Origin of the sequence: Brucella haematophila, from assembly GCF_005938105.1 — a bacterium.
Taxonomy (GTDB): domain Bacteria; phylum Pseudomonadota; class Alphaproteobacteria; order Rhizobiales; family Rhizobiaceae; genus Brucella; species Brucella haematophila.
Window position 1 is genome coordinate 1 of record NZ_VCPE01000023.1, and the last position, 21,114, is coordinate 21,114.

The window sequence follows — 21,114 nt, forward strand, 5'->3', positions numbered from 1 at the left end:
TCTTGCGAATACTGCCCATGAGCAGAAATACGCGCAGAAACAGAAACTTAGGAAGAAAGAATAGGGTGATTGACACCCGCGCGGCTAGAGACCTGACCATAAAGGACGAAGGTTTGGTGTCTTTTGGTGGCACCAACCATTGAACGCGGGGTTTACTAGGCCCCAGACCGCCGCGTAGCGGTCCATCACTAGGCGTAGAGGATTTCGGACAGCTTGTCACACGCAAAATCTGTCACGCGACAGACTTGTGCCCGATGATCGCAACACACTGTGAAACAAGCGAAATCGATGGCTGGGTAACCGCAGCAACCATACGATATCTCTGTTTTAGAATGAAGTAATATTATGCGGCAGCTGACAGGATTCCGGCCGCAAAATCTGAAGCCAATGGGCGCCCATCAAGACACCGAACATCGAGCGGAATCTTCCAAAGAATATTGCCAAAAACAAATTACAACTTGCTATAAACCTTTTTCTATAATGTAAATCAAAAAATCATTAAGTTCTTTTTCGTTTGAACCAAAATACTTAAAAGTTTGCTTTAATGCTTTTGTTTCTAAGTATCCATGTTTAATAGTATTTCCTCTTACCAGTTCGTGCAATCTAACTTTTCTATAATTCCGAAAAGAAGATGTTGTATTTTTATACCACCTTTTTGTGTATAATTCCCTTGTAAAAGTATAATCTATTTTATCAATATTTTCAGTTCTTAATATTCTAACTTCAGCTCTCCGATAAATTCTGTTTATATTACACCTAGTGGCAAAATTCTCTTTTCGTTCATTGCCCCAATCGCCGACTAGTCTATCAAACTTCTGTTCACGCGCACGAGCCAGTGCTTCATGCGAATTGCTTTGCCCCCGCATATTAATGCCACTCGTGCCCGGCAAATCTGCACTGATATCGGATGCATGCCCGGTTATTGACCCACTCAAAACATCATTGGCTTCTCGAGCGCGCCTACCAGCGACACTTTCAAAAGCGCTAAACGAACTATCATGCCCCAGTTTATCGCGCGCTCTACCAAGGGCGGATGTATGAGGGATTCCAATCGCACTCGTGCTTGCCCTTGCAATTTCTCGTACGGCTATATTATCTGACTCAATTCCCGCTAGATTGATAAGCTCCGGTTCCATAAATCTAACCTTAAAAATTTGTTCAATAAAACTGGTCGAAATCTGATGCCCTAGAAAATAGAAAGATTTTTTGCGTTATTTATACTTCGCGGTGGTAAAGAATTCAATTCAACCACGATGATTATTGAACATCAACTGCAACAAATCACTGCATCAGCCAACAAGATCGAAACAGCATATCAAAAGCTGACGTTGAAATGCCCTCTTTAACCCGTGAAGTATCCACGACTTATACACAGACGTATCGCTCTTCGTTTCGCCTTCGTGGTCGGGACGTTGGTAACCGCGTAGCGTCCACGCGCCGTTTCCGCCAAGGGTCTCTGCGCTGTCATATGCGTGCGCCAAGCGCCCTATCGATTTGTTTTCAATCGTATTTCAGGACACAAAACCGCTTCGCACTTTTGTTGGAAATGCTTTATATCCAAAGACGAGCAATTCCGTTGGAGCAGTGTTAATGCGCGCCTTCGTTCTCGCCCTTTTTCGCGGCACCTCGTCATTCTGCGCGACCGGACTGGCGTTCGGCACCTTGTTCTTTGCCGCAGCGCTGACACCGAGCCTTATTCCGCGCACCTATGTCATTCAGGGTGCGCTGTGCGGGCTGGTCTTCGCAATCGGCTATGGCATCGGCGTGCTTTTCGGTGCGCTGTGGCGCTATCTCGAACTGCCGGAAATACAGGGCCGCAAGCGCGCCATCCTGAAAATCGTCGTGGGCATTGTCTGCCTTGCCGTGGCGCTGATCGCCCTTCGCTCATCCGCTGGCTGGCAGAACTCGATCCGCACGGCCATGGATATGCCGCCGGTGCCTTCCGCCTATCCCGCGACGCTGACCGCGATTGCCATTGCCGTCTTTCTGGTGCTGCTGATCATCGCCCGCATCCTCATTCGCATTGGCCGCTATTTCTCGGCGAAGATGCGCCGCATCATGCCAAGGCGCGTTGCAAACGTCATTGCGGCCTCGGTGACGGCTTTTCTGATCTGGACCGTCGCCAATGGCGTGTTGATCAATACAGCCTTCAAATCGCTCGATGCGTCCTTCAAGCGCTATGACGCCCTGATGGAGCCGGACCGCGTGCAGCCGTCCTCGCCCGACAAGACCGGCAGCGCCGCCTCCCTGATCAACTGGGAGGATCTCGGACGCGCCGGGCGTGAATATGTCGCCACCGCGCCGACCGCAGCGGAGATTTCCGCCTTTACCGGGCGCACGGCAATGGACCCGATCCGCGTCTATGCCGGGCTCAATGTCAGCCGGACACCGCAGGAACGGGCGCAACAGGCGCTTGAAGAACTGAAGCGGCAGAAAGGTTTCGACCGGTCTGCGCTGGTGATCATCGTGCCGACCGGCACGGGCTGGGTCGATCCATCCGCCATGATCGGGCTGGAATATCTGCAAGACGGTAACGTTGCCAGCATTGCCATGCAATATTCCTATCTGAACAGCCCGCTATCGCTACTGTTCCAGCCGGAATATGGCGCGGAGTCGGCGCGCGCGCTGTTTGAAACGGTCTATGATTACTGGAAAAGCCTGCCCGTCGACAAACGACCGAAGATTTATCTGCATGGTCTGAGCCTCGGCGCTTTCAATTCGCAAAGCTCGGTATCGCTGTTTGAAATATTGGATGCGCCCCTGAATGGCGCCCTGTGGAGCGGCCCGCCCTTCCCCAGCGCGCTGTGGCGTTCGCTGACGCGCAGCCGCAATGCCGATACGCCGGAATGGCTGCCCGTGGTGCGCGACGGCGCCTTCGTGCGCTTCATGAACCAGAATGGTGAAGCGCCCGGCAATGGCAGCGAATGGGGCGTGATGCGCACGATCTATCTGCAATATGCCAGCGATGCCATCGTGTTCTTCAACAGCAGCATGTTCTATCGCGAGCCGGACTGGATGAAAGAGCCGCGCGGTCCCGATGTATCAGCCGATTTACGCTGGTATCCGATCGTGACCGCGCTGCAACTGGTGGTCGACATGGCATTTGCCGACAGCGCGCCCATGGGGCATGGACATGTCTATGCCCCTGAGCATTATCTGGAAGCCTGGCGTGACATCACCGGCGCCGAAAACTGGCAGAGCGATGATATCAACCGGCTGAAGCAATATCTGCGTCACAAGGTGGACGAAGGTAATGCCGAAGGGTTCGAGGAACGCGGGGGCTAGCCCCAAGGAATTTGATAGTAACGGCTGTTGCAGTCATCTGAAAATCGACCGTAACAGCCCGGCTTTGAAAAGAAATTGGCGGCAGGCCAACCGTTGGCCGCCTTTTGAAACAAACTCAAATGCTATTGAGCGGTTCCGCAATCCGAAACGGAAAGCGCCCGGTCACGCCATGCGCTGACGGCGGTACCCTGTGTCTGGTTTTCGACGACGATGTGATGGCCTTCATAAATGCCGGAAGCAACCCACTGCTTCGCCGCTTTCTGATACACATCAATCGTAATTCCGAGTTGGTCTACCTTGGCTTGTGACAGCATGTATTCCCTCTTGAATGGTGAATATGAAAAATGAAGTTGGAATATATAATCGATTTGACGACAGTCTGATGTCACATTTTCGCTACCGGACTGTAATTTTCATAAAACACAATATTTTGAACAGCTTATGGCTGTATAAACTCACATCGGGTTAATGCAGGTTTATTTAGAAGAATTACCATGCTTACTTAATTGATTTATACTTGAACCTGAATTCAATTTGCTTCTTCATCAAGCTGAAACATGACAAACTGAGTAAATTGTTCCGGATTGAAATTATTATCGGAAGCGATGACCACTGTTTTACGGCCGCCGATTATCGGACCCCAGGTGACCGACTCAATATTATCGATGTCGAGGCCGAAATCACCTTCCCCCAGCCGCAGGACAGCTTCCTTGGCCATTGGCGTCAGCGAAACATCCTTGAGTGTCGCTATGCCGCTAATATCGGTCGCCCCGGCAAAGCGCGCGCGGTAGAAATTGATCTCATTGCCAACGCCATGCGCATAGGAGCGTTCGACCGTCAGCAGATCATCGCCCCAGGCGAGAAATTCCGACATGCCGTTGTCGTTCCAGTAGGGCAGCTTGGTCGCCTTGGTGAAAATCGGGCCCGTATCATAGGCATATTCCGTTTTCACCGCGCCGGACAGAATATCGAAGGCGAGTATGCGGGCGCGACTGCCTTTTTCCAGCGTTGCCTTGTCACCATCCTGAAGCAGCGCATTTTCCAGCCCGACGAGCAGTGTTTTGCCATCCGGCGAAAAGGTCAGGCTTTCAAAGGACAGGTTATCGCGAATGCCGCGTGTGCCATCGCCATTCGGGATGTAATAATCGGGCAAGGTAAATTCACGGATCAGGCTGCCATCGATGCGCGATTCCCGCACGGCTGGCTTGCCGTTGCGGTCGCCTTCGCTCGTCCAGAACAGCGTGCCGGTGCCCGCATGGAAACGAATGGATTCCGCATCGACATCCTTGATCGCGAAGGGCTTGCCCTCGGCATTCAACAGCGTGACGGTGGAAAGGATATCGACGCTGTGCGGCCCCTTTTCGTCGGCGACGATCTTGAGCGTATAGAACCGGGCTGGCGCCTTTTCGGAACGGTCGTCGGAAATGGCGTAGTAGATGTCATGCGCCGCATCATAGTCGAGGCCGGATATGCCGCCGAACTCGACGCCTGCAATTTGCAGCCCGGTTGGCAACACGATCTCCCCAAGCAGCGTGGGCTTTTTGAAATCCTGCGCGACGGCCGCAGTCGTCAAAGAAACAACGGCGCAAAATGCTGCAACAAAAAGCGGAGACTTCATCAAACGCACCAAGGCTCAGGACCTACTAATTTGGTGAAAATGGTGTGAGGCCATCTGTTTGGATACGAGGAGAAAAGGTGAAGGAAATGTGGTTCATTTTCGAGCCTTTTCGACAAAGTAGCCAAGCGGATGGACCACATCCTTCGGACACCGAAATGACTGGCGATCTGCGGCGTCGAGCCACTCGATCGGGGGGACCGCCCCGTTCTTCGTGTCTCTCCTGGCAGCTCTTGTCATTTCAGGTGCCATTTCCATCAAATTAGCAGGTCCTGAGCCTCGGCCGGTTCATACGCAGAAAGCCTATCTGATAGCCGCAAGATTTGAAGCGTTCATGACGGTGACATTTTCCGCCTTGCAACGGGACGCATTTCCAGCAAAAGTATGGAATGATTTTGTGTTTTCATATGCGTAAAAACAAATAGTTAGCAATAAAATATGCGTTGTTTGTCTCGGCAGAACGACTAAGAGGTCCGCCATGGAACAGCCCGATTACGACCGCGCATTCGGCGAGATTATCCGGTGGCTGAAGCAGGAAGGGTTGATCCTGCAAACCGATCTTGAGGGGAATACGGAGCTTTCCACCCGTGCTGAGCGCATCGGCCGCAAAAGGCGGCGCGAGGCGGCGGCGACACAAGAATAAAACCGACATCATAAAACGGGGGAGTTGAGATGCGGCACAAGGGTCTGCTGGAATTCGGGCGGAATCGGACGCTCTATGGACTTTTCCTGTTCTGCGCGGTCTGCGCCATCGCGGGCAGTCTGCTGAGCTATAATGGCGAGACCTCCTTCTGGCGCTGGCTGCATTATCTCACCAAACCGACTGCAACGCTGTTCCTGCTGGCCGCAGTGCTCTGTTCCGGCAAGCCGCGCTCGAAATCCTATGGCTTTGCCGTGGCCTTCGGCCTTGCCTTCGCCGCCCTTGGCGACTTTTTCCTGATGCTGCCCGGCGACTATTTCATGGCCGGACTGATCTGCTTTCTCATCACCCATTGCGCCTATATTTACGCCCTGTCGCGCCATACCCGCTTTGCGCAGAACAAAGGCGCCTTTGTCGTCTTCTCGCTTGCGGCATTTGCGGTGATCACCGGCCTTTGGACGGCCCTGCCGGGGGCCATGAAAATCCCCGTCATCATCTATGCCGTGGCTCTCGGCGTCATGGCCGCGCAGGCTTTCAGCAGGGCAACCGGCACGGAACCGGAAACACCGCAACACTACGCCGCCTGGCTGGCAGCATTGGGCGGTGTGTGCTTCATGGTCAGCGACACGCTGCTGGCCTATGACCGGTTTCGCTTCGACATTCCGCTGAGCGGGTTCTGGGTGCTCGCCACCTATTATGTGGCGCAGTTCCTGTTCGCCCGGTCGACGGAGGATTTCACCCATGAGCGATAATCTCGACACGGCTTTCGCCCGTCTGCGTCAGTCATGGCTGGATCATCGCCCGCCCTATGAACAGCGCATCGATGATCTCAAACGCCTGCGCGCTGGCCTGGCGGCCCGGCTTGACGACATGGCGAAGGCGATCAGCGCCGATTTTGGAAACCGCTCCGCCCATGAAACCCTGCTTGGCGAAGCCAGCGTGGTCTTTGCCGAAATCGATGATGCGCTGCATCATCTCAAGCGCTGGATGAAGCCGAAACGCCGCAAGGCGGGATGGAAATTATGGCCGGCGAAAGCAGAGCTTCGCTTCGTGCCGCTGGGTGTCGTGGGCGTCATCGCGCCGTGGAACTATCCGGTCAATCTGGCGCTCGCACCGCTGGTGGCCGCCATTGCGGCAGGCAATCATGTCCTGATCAAACCGTCCGAACACACGCCGCAAACGGCAGCCTTTCTGCAAAAGCTCATCAGCACGGTCTTTCCGGACAATCGGGTTGCCGTGGTGCAGGGCGATGCAGCGCTTTCGGCCCGCTTTGCCAGCCTGCCTTTCGACCATCTGTTCTTTACCGGCTCCACCGCCGTCGGGCGCAAGATCATGGCAGCAGCAGCGGCCAATCTGACGCCCGTGACGCTGGAACTTGGCGGCAAGTCTCCCGCCATCGTCAGCGAAAACGCCAATCTGGTGCGGGCCGCACGCGCCATCGCAAACGGCAAATTCTTCAATGCCGGGCAGACCTGCATCGCGCCGGATTACGTGCTGATCCACCACAGCAAACGCGACGCGTTCATTGCCCTGCTGCGTGCGGAAATACAGGCTCGTTTTGGCGGCACGTCCGCAGATCCAGACCGCACCACCATCATCAACGATGCGCAGTTGCAGCGGCTAACCGGCCTGCTGGAGGATGCGAAGAACAAGAGCGAAGGCATCGTCGAGCTGCTCGCGCCGTCCACTGAACCGCGCCTCATGACGCCGACGCTCATTCTTGAGCCGCATGCGACCAGCGCCATCATGGCGGAAGAGATTTTCGGCCCGCTGCTGCCGATCATCAGCTATCGATCGACCGATGACGCCATTGCCCATGTGCTTGGCCATGACCGCCCGCTGGCGCTTTATTGTTTCAGCGAGAATACAGCCGAGATCGAGACCATCCTCGCCCATGTGGTCGCAGGCGGGGTCTGCATCAACGACACGCTCTATCATTTTGCCTGCACCAGCCTGCCCTTCGGCGGCGTCGGGGCGAGCGGCATGGGCCAGTATCACGGTTATGACGGGTTCCTGACCTTTTCCAAGGCCATGCCGATATTGACGAGATATGCGCCTGCCCCAAGCGACCTCATCAAGCCGCCCTATCGCGGCCTGACCGACAGGCTGGTTCGTTTCATTGCCCGCTGAACATCTGCTCTAAACACTCAATTGTGCGTGGCCGCTCTGTTCAAATTGCATAGCAAACTATCTATATAGAAGAGTATAGATTTGAAATATTCATCTTGAACTGACGACCTTACGGGTGAAAAGGGTGCAGAAGAAAAAGGAAGCAAACCGGATATCGAAGTCGATCCTGACGGCGATCCGCAACAGGCCAGGTTTCAGGCCTCTCAACGCCAATATCACTGGCGGTGATATTGTTATTGCGTCCTATAATGTTCACAAATGCATCGGCATCGACAAGCAGTTCAATCCGCAGCGCACCGCAGATGTCATCAGCGAAATCGACGCGGATGTTATAGCGTTGCAGGAAGCCGACAAGCGTTTCGGTGAAAGGTCGGGGCTTCTCGATCTTGGCCTGCTGGAACGCCGACACGGCCTCATTCCCGTCCCCATCACCTCCACAATGCCCAAGGGGCATGGCTGGCACGGCAATGTGCTGCTGTTTCGCGAGGGCATTGTCCGCAATGTGCAGCAGCTGAAACTGCCCGGCGTGGAGCCACGCGGCGCGCTTGTCGCCGACCTGCAATTTCCGGCGGGACCGTTGCGCGTCATCGCCGCGCATCTGGGCCTTCTGAAGCGCTCCCGCGAACAGCAGGCGGAGAGCATCCTCACCGCCTTGCAGGAAGCCGACACGCTGCCGACGCTGTTGATCGGCGATCTCAATGAATGGCGTATCGGCAAGCGTTCATCGCTCGCCGCGCTCATGCCGACCTTCAACCACGTTGCAACGGCGGTGCCGAGCTTTCCGTCACGCTTTCCGGTCTTCGCGCTCGACCGGGTGATGGGTGCACCGCATAATCTCGTGACATCGGTGGAAGTTCACAACACGCCGCTGGCGCGCATGGCATCAGACCATCTGCCGATCAAGGCGCATCTCGACCTGAAGACGGCGATAGAGCATTTCCAGCAAAAGTGTGAAACGGTTTTGCGTCTGGAAATGCGTGAAAATAAATAGACCTGTTGCACAATCTTAATCCAGAGATACCCGCAAGCAGAACCGGCTCATAGATAGGGCGAACCCAGCCAGATAATCCGGTCGATCAGCCGCACCAGAAACGGGCGGTTCTTGAGACGGGTCAGATTGACCTGACGGCTCTCCTCGATGACCTTGCCGATCCGTTCTTCCACCTGACGCGCCACATCGCGATCCAGAATTTCCAGATCGATCTCGAAATTGAGCCGCAATGAGCGCGGATCGATATTCGAGGAGCCGACATAAGACCACGTGCCGTCAATCGTCATCAGCTTGGAATGGTTGAACGCGCCGCCCGCGCGCCAGATGCGGCAGCCATCCTTCAAAAGCTGGTCGAACTGGGCGCGCATTGCACGGTCGACCAGCTTGAGATTGTTGACCCCCGGCACGACGATATCCACCGATACGCCGCGCCGCGCCGCCGTGACCAGCGCACTGATCAATTCCCGATCCGGCAACAGATAGGGCGACATTATGAGGATATGCTGCTCGGCTATCGAGAAAGCGCCCATCATCATGCGATGGTTGGTTTCGACATTCTTGTCGGGGCCGGAGCCGACCACGCGCACCAGCGTGCCGGTGCCGGGCGGGCTTTCCGGCGCGGCAATGCGCCATGCGTCACCGGTCAGCAATTCACCCGTTGCAAATCGCCAGTCCTCGGAAGCGATGTGGAAGAGATCGGCAATGGCCGGTCCTTCAAGCCGGAAATGCGTATCGATTGCCACCGCATCGCCAGCAATCGCCCGCACGAAACCGGCGCGGATATTCATGCCGCCGGTAAAGCCATATCGCCCGTCCACGACAAGGATTTTGCGGTGCGTGCGCAGATTGGCATAAGGCAGGCGCAGGCCGATGATGATGTTGCCGTTGAAGACATCGACCGTCACGCCATTTTCCTTGAGCAGGCTCACAATGCTCGGGATGGAGTAACGCGCGCCGACCGCATCGATCAGCACCCGCACTTCGACGCCCCGCTTGACGGCAGCGCCCAGCGCCTCGGCAAACTGGATGCCGATGGCGTCGCGGTCGAAAATATAGGTTTCCAGCAAGATGCTGCGCTCGGCCTTGCCGATGGCTTCCAGCATGGCGGCATAGGCCTCGTCGCCGGTTTCCAGCATTTCGATGCGATTGCCGCTGGTGAAATCATAAAGGCTGACGGCGTCGCCTAGAATTTTCATGGCGCCGAACTGTCGCCCGAACGCGGCGCGCACGAGGTCGTTGGTCGTGTCGAAATGCGAGAGGTGATAAAGCGCGATATGCCCTTGCGCGCGCTGCTGGGTGAGTGTCGAGCGCCTGATCCGGTTGACGCCCGCAATGGCATAGACGACCGCCCCCACAATGGGCGACAGCACAATCACGCCAACCCAGCCAAGTGCGGTGCGCACTTCGTCCTTGGTCATGGTCGCATGAATAGCCGCTATCGTGCCCAGCACAATCGACAGGACAGCCAGAATATGCGGCCAATAATGGGAAACCAGATCGAACATCGAACAGACTTTTCCAACAACAATTGAGTACCGGGAAACCGGCAGCGCCCCCGCGTCAAGTTCCTGAAATATGTAGCCGATAGAGATTAAAACAGGTGTAACGGCAAAGAGATAGAGCCCAACGGGCCAAAAAGGTGCAACCGCCGCGAATTAGTTTATGCGCAAAAACAAAGAGATATGGTCGCCTGCCCCTGAAACAGGTGTGATTTCAGGGGCCCAACAGACTGGTACGACCGGCACGCGCTGCCAATGCTGGTCAAACGCTCTGCATGCCTTATATTGTTGCGTGGGTTACGAAAATTGGGTCACGACAATTCGAGGGACAAGAGGGTTATTCGATGGCAACGACGAACAAAGATTTCGACAATCCGGTGTTACCGACAGAGCTGACATCCAAGTGGGGCTGGTTCGTTGCGCTCGGCGTGGCGCTTCTCATTCTGGGCGGCATCGCCTTCGGCAATCTGGTGCTGGCCACGGTCGTTTCGGTCTACTATGTCGGCATGATGATGCTGATCGCCGGCGTGATCGAAATCATCCATGCTTTCGGCGTGAAGACCTGGGGCCGGTTTTTCTTCTGGTTCTTGAGCGGCCTGCTTTATGCGGCAGCGGGTGTCATCACCTTCATCAACCCCATATTGGCGGCAGGCATCCTGACATTCCTGCTGGCGGCGGCCCTTCTCGGCTCCGGCCTTTTCCGCGTCTGGATGGGCTTCAAGTCGAAGCCCGCATCCGGCTGGGGCTGGATTGTGGCCGGTGGCGTCATCACCGCGCTGCTCGGCCTCATCATCGCCATTCAATGGCCGGTCAACAGCCTGTTCATCCTTGGCCTTTTCCTGGCTATCGATCTGATTTTCCAGGGCTGGACTTACATCGCCTTCGGTCTTGGCATCAAAAGCCGGTAGAATCCTGATCATTTCTATAAAAGCGGCGTGTTCAGCGCCGCTTTTTCATTTCCAGCCCCATGCGGGGCGCGGCGCTTGTTGAGATTTTGCCCAATGACTGCTAGATGCAGCGCAACATCTTCGCGGCGCGTATTTGCGCGGCCCAACATTTCGCCATCACGAGTTTCTTCATGCCTGCTGACAATCCCGTTTCCAAGCGCCGCACATTCGCGATTATCGCGCACCCGGACGCCGGTAAGACCACGCTGACCGAAAAGCTGCTGCTGTTTGGCGGCGCCATCCAGCTTGCCGGTGAAGTGAAGGCCAAGAAGGATCGCATCCAGACCCGTTCGGACTGGATGAACATCGAACGCGACCGCGGCATCTCGGTCGTCACCTCGGTGATGACCTTCGAATACAAGGACTGCATCTTCAACCTGCTCGATACGCCGGGCCACGAAGACTTCGCAGACGACACCTACCGCACGCTGACCGCCGTCGACAGCGCCGTCATGGTCATCGACGCCGCAAAGGGTATCGAGCCGCGCACGCTGAAGCTGTTCGAAGTCTGCCGCATGCGCGACATTCCAATCGTCACCTTCGTCAACAAGATGGACCGCGAAGCGCGCGATCCGCTCGAAATCCTCGACGAAATCGAAGAAAAGCTGGCGCTCGACACGGCGCCTATCACCTGGCCTATCGGCTCGGGCAAGAGCTTTGCAGGCACGTTCGACCTGCATAACAATACAATGCGCCGTCAGGACAATGAAGAGCAGCCGACCAAGGTCAGCGGCCCGGAAGAAGCCGCCGCGCTGCTGCCTGAAAACGAGCGTGAAGCCTGGCTGGAAAATACGGAACTGGCGCGCGGCGTTTGCCGTCCATTTGACCTTGCTTCCTTCCGCGAAGGGCACATGACGCCGGTCTATTTTGGTTCGGCGTTGAAGAATTACGGCGTGCGCGACCTGATCGAAGCCTTCTGCGATTTCGGCCCCTCGCCGCGCGACCAGCAGGCCGACACACGCATGGTCGGTTCCACCGAAGACAAGATGACCGGCTTCGTGTTCAAGATTCAGGCCAATATGGACCCGAACCACCGCGACCGCATCGCCTTCCTGCGCGTTTGCTCGGGCAAGCTGTCACGCGGCATGAAAGCCAAGCTGGTGCGCACCGGCAAGCCGATGAGCCTGTCTGCGCCGCAATTCTTCTTTGCGCGTTCGCGCCAGATCGCCGACGAAGCCTTTGCTGGCGACGTGGTCGGCATCCCGAACCACGGCACGCTGCGCATCGGCGACACGCTGACCGAGGGCGAGGATATCCTGTTCCGTGGCGTGCCGAACTTCGCGCCGGAAATTCTGCGCCGCGTGCGCCTTGACGATGCAATGAAGGCCAAGAAGCTGCGCGAAGCGCTGCAACAGATGGCCGAAGAAGGCGTCGTGCAGCTGTTCGTGCCCGATGACGGTTCTCCGGCGATTGTCGGTGTCGTTGGCGCGCTCCAGATCGACGTTCTGACCGAGCGTCTGAAAGTGGAATATTCGCTGCCGGTCGGCTTTGAAATGTCGCGCTTCTCGGTCTGCCGGTGGATTACGGCAAATGATCCGGCCGAACTCGACCGCTTCGTCGCATCGCATCGCGCTGACATTGCGCATGATCTCGACAACGATCCCGTGTTTCTGGCGCAAAACGGCTTTTCGCTCAATTACGAAGCCGAGCGCTGGAAGAATATCCGCTTTGCGACCATCAAGGACTATCAAGTCCGCGACAAGGCCTGATGCGGTAGGGTGCTATGACCGATCCTGTTCTGGCTGCTCTCGATCTGCCCGATGCCATGCTGCATCGGCTTGCCGGTTACAGCAGCCAGCAGGACGAGCTTGGCCGCTCGACCGCCAATGTCCTGCTACTCGATCATGATGCGCACGAACCGCTGGTTCTGAAAATCGAACCGGCAAGCACGGTCAGCGAACTGGCCGATGAGTGCACCCGGCTTGAATGGCTCTCAGCGCAAGGGCTGCCCTGCCCGAGGGTCGTCGTTTTTGAGACGATGGACGACCGCCATTTTCTCCTGATGACGCGCCTTGCCGGGTCCGACCTCGCGTCATCTGTCGGCACTCTCACGCCTGACCGGATCGTCGCCATTCTCGCGACGGCCTTGAAGGCGCTGCACAGCGTCGACCCCGCTGCCTGTCCTTTCAACCACCGGCTGGCGCACCGCATTGAACATGCCCGCAAACGCGTTGAAGCGGGCGCGGTTGATGAAGATGATTTCGATGATGAGCACGAAGGCCGCAGCGCCGAAGATTTGTTCTCCGAACTATGCCGCCTGAAACCGTCGCAGGAAGATGTTGTCGTCACCCATGGCGACGCCTGCCTGCCAAATTTCATGGCCAGCGACGGCGCTTTCACCGGCTTTATCGACTGCGGCAGGCTCGGCCTTGCAGACCGCCATCAGGATCTGGGACTGGCCTGCTGGAGCATCCGCTACAATCTCGGCGACGAATGGGTGAAACCTTTCCTCGGCCTCTATGGCGCAACGACCATCGATGACGCCATGATCGCCTATTACCGCCTGCTGGACGAGTTTTTCTAGACAGCCAGCTTCATCATTGCGCGTCGAGCAGCCGTTCGGCAATTTTCGCAGCCAGCTTTTCGGCCACTTCGCCTTTGCTCATTTCCGGCCATTCCTCAATGCCGGAGCGGCTTAAAATCCGCACGCGGTTGTGGTCGCCGCCCATGACGCTGCTGCCATCCGAGCCAAAGGAAACATCGTTGGCGACGATCCAGTCCGCGCCCTTTTTCTCAAGCTTGGCTCTCGCATTGTCGGCCACATCCTGCGTTTCGGCTGCAAAGCCGACCACCAGACCGGGGCGCTTGTCGCTATGCCCAACTCCAGCCAGAATGTCGGGGTTCTCGACCATGGCAAGCGTCGGAGCGCCTTCTCCGGGCTTCTTCTTGATTTTCTGTCCCGCTTCATTGGCCGTGCGCCAGTCGGCAACGGCTGCCACCATGATCGCCGCATCGGCGGGCAGATGTCGTTCCACGGCAGCCTGCATTTCCCGCGCCGTCTCGACATGAATGACATCGACGCCTTCAGGGTCGGCAAGAGTGACCGGACCGGACACCAGATGCACAGTTGCACCCAGTCGCGCCAGTGCTGCTGCGATGGCATGGCCTTGCTTGCCCGACGAGCGGTTGGCAATGTAGCGCACCGGGTCGATCGGCTCATGCGTCGGCCCGGACGTCATGACGATGGATTTTCCAGCCAGTGGCAGCGCACGCGGAGACAACAGCGCTTCCACTGCCGCCACGATGGCCAGCGGCTCGCTCATCCGGCCCGTTCCCGCCTCGCCGCTTTCCGCCATTTCACCCTTCTCAGGGCCAATGAAATGCACGCCGTCCTTTTCCAGTGTCAGACGATTGCGCCGGGTCGCCGGGTTGTCCCACATGGCCGGGTTCATGGCAGGCGCAATCAGAACCGGAACCTTGCGCGCCAGCAGAACGGCGCTGGCCAAATCGTCAGCCAGACCATTGGCCATCTTGGCCATCAGATCGGCGGTCGCAGGCGCAACCACGATCAGATCGGCATCACGCGCCAGTCGGATATGCCCGACATCCTGCTCATCCTCACGCGAGAACAGATCAGTGAAAACATGATCGGCAGAAACTGCACCGATGGTCAGTGGCGTCACAAATTGCTGTGCAGCAGCGGTCATCAAGGGGCGAACCTGTGCGCCACGCTCGCGCAAACGACGGATCAGGTCGGGCGTCTTATAGGCAGCAATACCGCCACCGATGATGAGCAGAACGCGCTTGTCCGCGAGTGACGCACCAACCTTGCTCTGAACAGCCGACGCAGGCGTAACCTGCGCAGTTTCTTCCAGCCCGGTCAGAAGAAGCCGTGCTTCCTCTTCCATGGAGCGCCCGTTGCGCGCAGCACGCATACGCAGCTTTTCCTTGGCGGCATCGTCAAGATTGCGGATAGTGATACTGGCCATTTGATTGCACCGGCTTATTGCAAGTGCAATCAATGAAATCACTTTAATGGCGATTTGTCACTTTAAAAGTGCTTCTACAGCCAGATATAGAGCTTGATTGCTATCGCAGCCAGCGCAATTGCAATCACCACCTGTGCGATGCGGCCCCAGCGGGAATGCTTGGCTTCGGCGCGACCGATGGCTTCCGCCGTGGCAGCATCGAAGCGCAAGCCATTGGCAGCCATATCATCCAGCGCTACCGAAACACGTTCCACACGCGCCACCAGCTCTGGCGTCTTGCGGGTGAAATGCAGCAGCGCATAGGCGCTGTCCTTCGCGTCGAGCAACATGCCCTGCGGGCCGAGGTTTTTGCGAATCCAGTCGCCGACAACCGGCTCCGCTGCTTTCCACATATTGAAATGCGGATCGAGCGTGCGCGACACGCCTTCAACCACAACCATGGTTTTCTGGAGCATCAGGAGTTCGGGCCGGGTCTCCATGTCGAAAAGCTCGGTCACTTCGAACAGCAGTGTCAGCAGCTTGGCCATGGAAATGGTTTCCGCCGGCTGGCCGTGGATCGGCTCACCAATGGCGCGGATGGCCTGCGCAAAGCTTGCCACGTCGTGCGTATGCGGCACGTAGCCTGCCTCGAAATGCACTTCCGCCACGCGCATATAATCGCGTGTGATGAAGCCATAGAGAATCTCGGCAAGGAAGCGGCGCTGCTGCTTGTTGAGCCGCCCGGTAATGCCGAAATCGACCGCAACGATGATACCCTGCGGATCGACGAACAGATTGCCCGGATGCATGTCGGCATGGAAAAAGCCGTCGCGCAGCGTGTGGCGCAGGAAAGACTGGATCAGCGTTTCAGCAAGCTTCTTCAGATCGAAGCCAGCTGCAGCCAGAGCCGAAACATCTGACATCTTGGTGCCATCGATCCATTCCAGCGTCAGCACATCGCGACCGGTGCGTTCCCAGTCTACCTGCGGAACGCGGAAACCTTCATCGCCCTTGATGTTTTCGGCAATCTCGGAAAGCGCTGCCGCTTCCAGTCGCAGATCCATCTCGATGCGCGTGGTCTGTTGCAGCGTTTCGACAACCTGAACCGGACGCAGGCGGCGCGTGAAGGGCACATGGCGCTCCTGCATGCGCGCAACCATGTAGAAACCTTCAAGATCGCGGGCAAAACGCTGGCGAACGCCGGGGCGGATCACTTTGACCGCGACTTTCGTCGGCTTGCCGTCCTTCATGACTTCCGCCGGATGCACCTGCGCCATCGACGCCGCCGCTATCGGCGCATCGAACTGCAGGTAAAGATCGTCGATCTTGCGACCGAGCGACCCTTCGATACCCGCAACCGCATCAGCCTGCGGAAAATAATCGAGGCGATCCTGCAAAAGCTCCAGATCGGCAGCTACATCGCGCCCGACAATATCGGGGCGTGTGGCCAGAAACTGGCCGAGCTTCACATAGGATGGGCCAAGCTTGTTCATCGCTCGGGACATGCGTTCTGAACGCTGCATGTGCCGCGCACGCGGGCGCGCCAGCATGCCTGCAATCTTGTGGCCGAAAGCCGGAAGACCGGAAAGTCCTTCCACGGGAAGCGCACTGATCACGCCTTCACGCGTCAAAATCCATCCGGCGCGCGCCAACCGGAAAGCGGCGGAAAGATTACTCATGCGATAGTGCCCGCCCCTGCATCCAAGCCCGAATTCATGACAGGCATGATCAAAGCTTCCAGCCCGAATGAAGCGCCGCAATACCGCCGGTGAAATTGCGATAGCTCACACGCTCGAAACCGGCGGTCTCGATCATGGCGGCGAAATCCTGCTGCTTGGGGAATTTGCGGATCGATTCGACCAGATAGCTGTAAGAATCCGCATCACCGGTAATCATCTTGCCAATACGCGGAATGGCCTGAAACGACCACTGGTCATAGACCTTGTCGAGGATCGGCAATTCAACTTCGGAAAATTCGAGGCACATGAACCGGCCGCCCGGCTTCAGCACGCGATAGGCTTCCGACAGGGCCTTGTCGATATGCGGCACATTGCGAATGCCGAAGGCAATCGTATAGGCGTCGAAACTGTTATCCTCGAAGGGCAGTTCCTCGGCATTGGCTTCAACGAATTCGAGATTGTCGGCAAGGCCTTTCTTGATCGCGCGCTCGCGACCGACACCCAGCATCGAGCCGTTGATATCGAGAATGGTCACATGCGCCTGACGGCCCGAAGCCTCGACAATGCGAAAGGCGATATCGCCAGTGCCGCCAGCCACATCAAGCGACGTCCAGCCCGGGCGCTTCGACGGAGCGAGCCAGGCGATCATCGCATCTTTCCAGACGCGGTGCATGCCTGCCGACATGAGATCGTTCATCACGTCGTATTTGTTGGCGACCTTATGGAAAACGTCGTTGACCAGGGTCTGCTTTTCGTTTTCGTCAACCGACTGGAAGCCGAATGAATGCTCCATGCCGCCTTTTGCGCCCACGCGGTCCGCATTGCCGTTCTGCTGGCTCATAGCTCATCCTGCTTTTAATAGTCTGACGAAAACGATTTTCGGTTATGCATATAAAGCTTGTGCCGAACGATACAAGCACAGACCTTTTCCCACTACCCCTTTTGTGATCGCAGCTTGCGTTAACGTTGAAAAATGGCCAAAGAGACATAAAACTGTGCGTGTGCGCTTGCCACGCGTTTTCTCCGGCGCAATCTGCCGCTAAAGTTCAAAACGATAACAAGAAAAGTGGAAAGATCATGGGCGTTACAGTCGTCAGCCATCCGCTTGTCCAGCACAAGCTCACCCTCATGCGCAAGCGCGAGACTTCCACGGCCAGCTTCCGGCGGCTTCTCAAAGAAATTTCGCTGTTGCTTTGCTATGAAGTGACGCGCGATCTCGAACTCACCACCATGGAGATCGAGACCCCGCTCATGCCGATGGAAGCGCCGATCCTCGAAGGCAAGAAGCTGGTCTTCGCTTCGATCCTGCGCGCAGGCAATGGCCTTCTGGAAGGCATGCTCGATCTGGTGCCCGCAGCCCGCGTCGCCCATATCGGCCTCTATCGCGATCATGACACGCTACAGCCGGTCGAATATTACTTCAAGGCGCCGGAAGACATCGTCAATCGCCTTATCATCGTGGTCGATCCGATGCTCGCCACCGCCAATTCGGCCATTGCCGCCATCGACAAGCTGAAGGAACGCGGCGCGACCAATATCCGCTTCCTGTGCCTGCTGGCAGCGCCTGAAGGCATCGAGCGCTTCACCAAGGCGCATCCGGATGTGGATGTTTACACCGCTTCCATCGACGAGCGCCTCGACGAAAAGGGCTATATCGTTCCGGGCCTCGGCGATGCGGGCGACCGCATGTACGGTACGAAATAAACTAGAGCATTTCCAGCAAAAGTGCGTAGCGCCTACGCGGGGAAATCAGTCCACTGGACTGATTTCTGATCCCGCTTCGATACGTAGGATAATGCGTAAAAACAAAAAGTTAGAGCGGTTCCACGATTCGTTTTAATCGGAACCGCTCTAAAACGTAACCAGACAGTAATCCGCGCCGGATACTCTCGTTTTTAAAGCGGGGTAAGCATGGCGCGGATTTTCTTTATTGTTCTGATACTGGCGGGACTGGCCACAGCCTTTCCTATTCTCTTCGAGAGATTCGGCTCACCGACGCAAACCGTCGAGCAAGCCGCGACGCCAACACCCTCTGCAACATCCTCACAAAACCCTTCCGCCTATAGCGGACGCCGCGCGCAGATTTCGCCCGACAGCCGCGGGCATTTCATCACCGATATCCGCTTCAACGGCCAGAATCTGCGCGCCATGATCGACACGGGCGCAAGCTCGGTTGCCATCAATACCAGCACAGCCCGGCGCATCGGCATATCGCTCCGGCCCGACGATTTTCGTTATCGCGTTTCGACAGCCAATGGCGAAACACCGGCAGCGCGTGCTGTGCTCAGCAGCGTGGAAATCGGGCGCATTCGCGTGGAAAATGTCGAGGCAATCGTGCTGCGCGACGAAGCGCTGTCCGATATCCTGCTCGGCATGACTTTTCTCAAGCGCCTGCGCCATTATGAAGTGGCAAATGGAGCGCTCATCCTAACGCAGTGACATGTTTCTCTGGTAGCACTACAGCTGCATTCTTCGTGATGCCGGGCTGCAACGAGCAATTTCCTGTGCTCCGGTGCTCACGTACCCAAAAGTACGCTGCACTCCGGTGCTCGAAAATCACGCGTTTCGCCACGGCCTGACGAATTTGCAACTGTAGTGCTAAGATGCATGCTTCAGATTCTTGACATGACGGAACCCAACCATGACAGCGGACCAACGCCTGACCGAGCTAGAGATTCGCGTCGCCGAACAGGAAAAGACCATTGATGAATTGTCTTCCGTGCTGGCCGAGCAATGGAAGCTCATCGATCAGCTTTCCAAGAAACTTGGCGCGCTGACCGACCGTTTTCTGGAACTGGAAGAACAGACTGCGCCCGACGTGCCGGTCACCAAACCTCCACACTGGTAAAATAATGTTTGAAATCATCGACCTAGCCGACCGCCCCGACCTCATCCCCGCCTGCGCCACATGGAATTTTGGCGAATGGGGCGAATTCCATGGCGGAACCTTGGAACAGACCGTCACAGACTTCCACAATCTGGTGCAAGCCAACGATGGACAGGTCGCACGCATAGCGCTTTTTGATGGGGAACTAGCGGGAATTGCGCTTCTGATTGACAATGATCTGGAAACACACCCGCATCTGAAGCCATGGGTGGCCAGCGTGTTTGTTCTGCCGGGTTATCGTGGCAGAGGCATCGCCAAGAGCCTTGTCGGCGCCATCGAGAAGGCTGCCGCAGAACTTGGCCACGGCGAGGCTTATCTCTATACGGACAAGCCCGACCTCTACCGGCAGATCGGCTGGGTGGATTTTGAACAGCTCGACGGCGACTATGCCGGCATGCTGATCATGAACAAGAAAATCGCGCGATAAGATCGCGCGATTCTTTGAGACGGTTTTACTGTGCCAGCGGGATCGGGCAGCTCACGCCGGTTCCGCGCAGGCCGCAATATCCATTCGGATTTTTCGCCAGATATTGCTGGTGATAATCCTCGGCATAGTAGAACACCGGCGCATCTTCGATTTCCGTGGTGATCGGGCCGAGACCGCGCCCTGCCAGCGCTTTCCCATAAGCATCGCGGCTTTTTTCAACCGCCGCCCGATCCGCATCATCAAAGGTGTAAATCACCGAACGATAGGTCGTGCCGATATCGTTGCCCTGTCGCATGCCCTGCGTCGGATCATGCTCTTCCCAGAACAGGGTCAGCAGCTCATCGAGGCTCACGACTTTCGGATCATAGACCACCAGCACCACTTCGGCGTGACCGGTCAGTCCCGTGCAGGTTTCTTCATAGGTCGGGTTGGGCGTCATGCCGCCGGCATAACCCACTGCCGTCACATAGACGCCCGGCACCTGCCAGAACAGCCGCTCCGCGCCCCAGAAACAGCCCATGCCGAATAGGATCTGCTTGAAGCCTTCCGGCCATGGGCCTTTCAACGGATGGCCCGAGACGAAATGCGTTGCGGACGTTGGAAGGGCTGTAGCGCGCCCCGGCAAAGCCTCGTCCGTGGAGGGCATCTGTACTTTCTTGCGATAGCTGTCGAGGAAACTCATAGACTTCAACCTCCTGTAGCCCTGTGGCAGAATCGACGGTCAGGCGGTGAAGCGCCCCAGAGGACGTCCGCGCCGATGACCAATCACATAGAACAACAATGCGAGCACGCCAAAGAAGAGCCATCCCGGCTGCCCGAGCACTGGAACACAGACCGCGTTCCAGAATGTAGCTCCTATATAGTGCGTCACGAACGTTTCTGCATCGGCCAGCGTTTCCGGCGCGTTGCGCGACCACATGGAAAGCAGTGGTTTGGCAACCAGCTTCGACGCGCCGACAGAACGGGCGCCATCGAGAATGGCGAAGATGACCGCCAATGCCAGAAAAATAACCGCGAAACTACGCAATACAAATCGGATCACGATTCCCTGCCCCAGACCTTCAGGCACATATTCAAGCGCGTCGGGTGCGTCCCGACATCGCCGA

At 56.8% G+C, this 21,114-nt stretch carries 21 protein-coding genes; 12 read left to right on the forward strand and 9 right to left on the reverse strand.

All coding sequences use genetic code 11. The annotated features are described in order from the left end of the window. Positions 1 to 461: 461 nt before the first annotated feature. Complete coding sequence (locus FGI60_RS23620; protein WP_138787235.1) at positions 462 to 1,136, reverse strand: hypothetical protein; 675 nt, start codon at positions 1,134 to 1,136, stop codon at positions 462 to 464. A gap of 454 nt (positions 1,137 to 1,590) precedes the next feature. On the opposite strand from FGI60_RS23620, the gene FGI60_RS23625 reads away from it, so the two are divergent. Next, entirely contained in the window at positions 1,591 to 3,285 is a 1,695-nt protein-coding gene (locus tag FGI60_RS23625; RefSeq protein WP_138787236.1) for an alpha/beta hydrolase, read from the forward strand. Between the two features lie 122 nt (positions 3,286 to 3,407). Here the strand turns inward: FGI60_RS23625 and FGI60_RS23630 are convergent, their stop codons facing one another. Then, positions 3,408 to 3,599 carry a hypothetical protein gene (locus tag FGI60_RS23630; RefSeq protein ID WP_078339897.1) on the reverse strand — a complete coding sequence of 64 codons (192 nt, stop codon included), beginning with the start codon at positions 3,597 to 3,599 and terminating at the stop codon, positions 3,408 to 3,410. Between the two features lie 215 nt (positions 3,600 to 3,814). Further along, positions 3,815 to 4,903: an esterase-like activity of phytase family protein gene (locus tag FGI60_RS23635; RefSeq protein WP_138787237.1), complete on the reverse strand. Its 1,089-nt coding sequence runs from the start codon at positions 4,901 to 4,903 to the stop codon at positions 3,815 to 3,817. 475 nt (positions 4,904 to 5,378) lie between these two features. Between FGI60_RS23635 and FGI60_RS26365 the strand changes: the two genes are divergently transcribed. The 4 genes from FGI60_RS26365 (at position 5,379) to FGI60_RS23650 (ending at position 8,661) form a co-directional block, all read left to right on the forward strand. After that, positions 5,379 to 5,543 (forward strand): hypothetical protein, encoded by a 165-nt coding sequence (locus FGI60_RS26365; protein WP_162762703.1) that lies wholly within the window; start codon positions 5,379 to 5,381, stop codon positions 5,541 to 5,543. A 29-nt stretch (positions 5,544 to 5,572) separates the two neighbouring features. Next, positions 5,573 to 6,292 carry a lysoplasmalogenase gene (locus tag FGI60_RS23640; RefSeq protein ID WP_138787238.1) on the forward strand — a complete coding sequence of 240 codons (720 nt, stop codon included), beginning with the start codon at positions 5,573 to 5,575 and terminating at the stop codon, positions 6,290 to 6,292. Then, positions 6,282 to 7,670 carry a coniferyl aldehyde dehydrogenase gene (locus FGI60_RS23645; RefSeq protein WP_138787239.1) on the forward strand — a complete coding sequence of 463 codons (1,389 nt, stop codon included), beginning with the start codon at positions 6,282 to 6,284 and terminating at the stop codon, positions 7,668 to 7,670. Before FGI60_RS23640 ends, FGI60_RS23645 begins: the two co-directional genes overlap by 11 nt. A gap of 124 nt (positions 7,671 to 7,794) precedes the next feature. After that, positions 7,795 to 8,661 (forward strand): endonuclease/exonuclease/phosphatase family protein, encoded by an 867-nt coding sequence (locus FGI60_RS23650; RefSeq protein ID WP_078339893.1) that lies wholly within the window; start codon positions 7,795 to 7,797, stop codon positions 8,659 to 8,661. Positions 8,662 to 8,708: 47 nt separating this feature from the next. On the opposite strand, the gene cls is transcribed toward FGI60_RS23650, so the two are convergent. Then, a complete protein-coding gene (cls, locus tag FGI60_RS23655) occupies positions 8,709 to 10,166 on the reverse strand; it encodes a cardiolipin synthase (protein WP_138787240.1) in 1,458 nt (485 codons plus the stop codon). A gap of 338 nt (positions 10,167 to 10,504) precedes the next feature. Between cls and FGI60_RS23660 the strand changes: the two genes are divergently transcribed. From FGI60_RS23660 to FGI60_RS23670, 3 genes are all read left to right on the forward strand, one after another. After that, positions 10,505 to 11,068: an HdeD family acid-resistance protein gene (locus tag FGI60_RS23660; RefSeq protein WP_138787241.1), complete on the forward strand. Its 564-nt coding sequence runs from the start codon at positions 10,505 to 10,507 to the stop codon at positions 11,066 to 11,068. Positions 11,069 to 11,238: 170 nt separating this feature from the next. Beyond that, complete coding sequence (locus FGI60_RS23665; protein ID WP_138787274.1) at positions 11,239 to 12,816, forward strand: peptide chain release factor 3; 1,578 nt, start codon at positions 11,239 to 11,241, stop codon at positions 12,814 to 12,816. A gap of 14 nt (positions 12,817 to 12,830) precedes the next feature. Then, a complete protein-coding gene (locus FGI60_RS23670; protein WP_138787242.1) occupies positions 12,831 to 13,631 on the forward strand; it encodes an APH(3')-II family aminoglycoside O-phosphotransferase in 801 nt (266 codons plus the stop codon). A gap of 13 nt (positions 13,632 to 13,644) precedes the next feature. On the opposite strand, the gene coaBC is transcribed toward FGI60_RS23670, so the two are convergent. The 3 genes from coaBC to ubiE all read right to left on the reverse strand — a co-directional run bounded on the left by coaBC (position 13,645) and on the right by ubiE (position 17,535). Beyond that, positions 13,645 to 15,036, reverse strand: coding sequence for a bifunctional phosphopantothenoylcysteine decarboxylase/phosphopantothenate--cysteine ligase CoaBC (gene coaBC, locus FGI60_RS23675; protein ID WP_235889916.1), 1,392 nt, complete (start codon positions 15,034 to 15,036; stop codon positions 13,645 to 13,647). A gap of 74 nt (positions 15,037 to 15,110) precedes the next feature. Then, complete coding sequence (gene ubiB / locus FGI60_RS23680; RefSeq protein WP_138787243.1) at positions 15,111 to 16,694, reverse strand: 2-polyprenylphenol 6-hydroxylase; 1,584 nt, start codon at positions 16,692 to 16,694, stop codon at positions 15,111 to 15,113. 49 nt (positions 16,695 to 16,743) lie between these two features. Beyond that, positions 16,744 to 17,535: a bifunctional demethylmenaquinone methyltransferase/2-methoxy-6-polyprenyl-1,4-benzoquinol methylase UbiE gene (ubiE, locus tag FGI60_RS23685; RefSeq protein ID WP_138787244.1), complete on the reverse strand. Its 792-nt coding sequence runs from the start codon at positions 17,533 to 17,535 to the stop codon at positions 16,744 to 16,746. A gap of 236 nt (positions 17,536 to 17,771) precedes the next feature. On the opposite strand from ubiE, the gene upp reads away from it, so the two are divergent. The 4 genes from upp (at position 17,772) to FGI60_RS23705 (ending at position 20,008) form a co-directional block, all read left to right on the forward strand. After that, positions 17,772 to 18,398 carry a uracil phosphoribosyltransferase gene (gene upp, locus FGI60_RS23690; protein ID WP_078339887.1) on the forward strand — a complete coding sequence of 209 codons (627 nt, stop codon included), beginning with the start codon at positions 17,772 to 17,774 and terminating at the stop codon, positions 18,396 to 18,398. A 207-nt stretch (positions 18,399 to 18,605) separates the two neighbouring features. After that, the gene (locus FGI60_RS23695; protein ID WP_138787245.1) at positions 18,606 to 19,133 is read left to right on the forward strand and encodes a retropepsin-like aspartic protease family protein; all 528 of its coding nucleotides are present in this window, start codon (positions 18,606 to 18,608) and stop codon (positions 19,131 to 19,133) included. 202 nt (positions 19,134 to 19,335) lie between these two features. Further along, positions 19,336 to 19,542, forward strand: a complete 207-nt coding sequence (locus tag FGI60_RS23700) for a SlyX family protein (RefSeq protein ID WP_078339885.1) — start codon at positions 19,336 to 19,338, stop codon at positions 19,540 to 19,542. A gap of 4 nt (positions 19,543 to 19,546) precedes the next feature. After that, positions 19,547 to 20,008: a GNAT family N-acetyltransferase gene (locus FGI60_RS23705; protein ID WP_138787246.1), complete on the forward strand. Its 462-nt coding sequence runs from the start codon at positions 19,547 to 19,549 to the stop codon at positions 20,006 to 20,008. 25 nt (positions 20,009 to 20,033) lie between these two features. On the opposite strand, the gene msrA is transcribed toward FGI60_RS23705, so the two are convergent. Beyond that, on the reverse strand, positions 20,034 to 20,690 hold the full coding sequence (gene msrA / locus FGI60_RS23710; protein WP_138787247.1) for a peptide-methionine (S)-S-oxide reductase MsrA: 657 nt from the start codon (positions 20,688 to 20,690) through the stop codon (positions 20,034 to 20,036). 39 nt (positions 20,691 to 20,729) lie between these two features. Next, positions 20,730 to 21,050, reverse strand: coding sequence for a hypothetical protein (locus FGI60_RS23715; protein WP_138787248.1), 321 nt, complete (start codon positions 21,048 to 21,050; stop codon positions 20,730 to 20,732). Positions 21,051 to 21,114: the final 64 nt, after the last annotated feature.

Coding starts and splice junctions, on each gene's coding strand:
- FGI60_RS23665 (WP_138787274.1), top strand. CDS start 11,239: ATGCCTGCTGACAATCCCGTTTCCAAGCGCCGCACATTCGCGATTATC.
- coaBC (WP_235889916.1), bottom strand. CDS start 15,036: ATGGCCAGTATCACTATCCGCAATCTTGACGATGCCGCCAAGGAAAAG.
- FGI60_RS23625 (WP_138787236.1), top strand. CDS start 1,591: ATGCGCGCCTTCGTTCTCGCCCTTTTTCGCGGCACCTCGTCATTCTGC.
- FGI60_RS23695 (WP_138787245.1), top strand. CDS start 18,606: ATGGCGCGGATTTTCTTTATTGTTCTGATACTGGCGGGACTGGCCACA.
- FGI60_RS23630 (WP_078339897.1), bottom strand. CDS start 3,599: ATGCTGTCACAAGCCAAGGTAGACCAACTCGGAATTACGATTGATGTG.
- FGI60_RS23635 (WP_138787237.1), bottom strand. CDS start 4,903: ATGAAGTCTCCGCTTTTTGTTGCAGCATTTTGCGCCGTTGTTTCTTTG.
- cls (WP_138787240.1), bottom strand. CDS start 10,166: ATGTTCGATCTGGTTTCCCATTATTGGCCGCATATTCTGGCTGTCCTG.
- FGI60_RS23640 (WP_138787238.1), top strand. CDS start 5,573: ATGCGGCACAAGGGTCTGCTGGAATTCGGGCGGAATCGGACGCTCTAT.
- upp (WP_078339887.1), top strand. CDS start 17,772: ATGGGCGTTACAGTCGTCAGCCATCCGCTTGTCCAGCACAAGCTCACC.
- FGI60_RS23645 (WP_138787239.1), top strand. CDS start 6,282: ATGAGCGATAATCTCGACACGGCTTTCGCCCGTCTGCGTCAGTCATGG.
- FGI60_RS26365 (WP_162762703.1), top strand. CDS start 5,379: ATGGAACAGCCCGATTACGACCGCGCATTCGGCGAGATTATCCGGTGG.
- FGI60_RS23670 (WP_138787242.1), top strand. CDS start 12,831: ATGACCGATCCTGTTCTGGCTGCTCTCGATCTGCCCGATGCCATGCTG.
- FGI60_RS23660 (WP_138787241.1), top strand. CDS start 10,505: ATGGCAACGACGAACAAAGATTTCGACAATCCGGTGTTACCGACAGAG.
- FGI60_RS23705 (WP_138787246.1), top strand. CDS start 19,547: ATGTTTGAAATCATCGACCTAGCCGACCGCCCCGACCTCATCCCCGCC.
- FGI60_RS23700 (WP_078339885.1), top strand. CDS start 19,336: ATGACAGCGGACCAACGCCTGACCGAGCTAGAGATTCGCGTCGCCGAA.
- ubiB (WP_138787243.1), bottom strand. CDS start 16,694: ATGAGTAATCTTTCCGCCGCTTTCCGGTTGGCGCGCGCCGGATGGATT.
- FGI60_RS23620 (WP_138787235.1), bottom strand. CDS start 1,136: ATGGAACCGGAGCTTATCAATCTAGCGGGAATTGAGTCAGATAATATA.
- ubiE (WP_138787244.1), bottom strand. CDS start 17,535: ATGAGCCAGCAGAACGGCAATGCGGACCGCGTGGGCGCAAAAGGCGGC.
- msrA (WP_138787247.1), bottom strand. CDS start 20,690: ATGAGTTTCCTCGACAGCTATCGCAAGAAAGTACAGATGCCCTCCACG.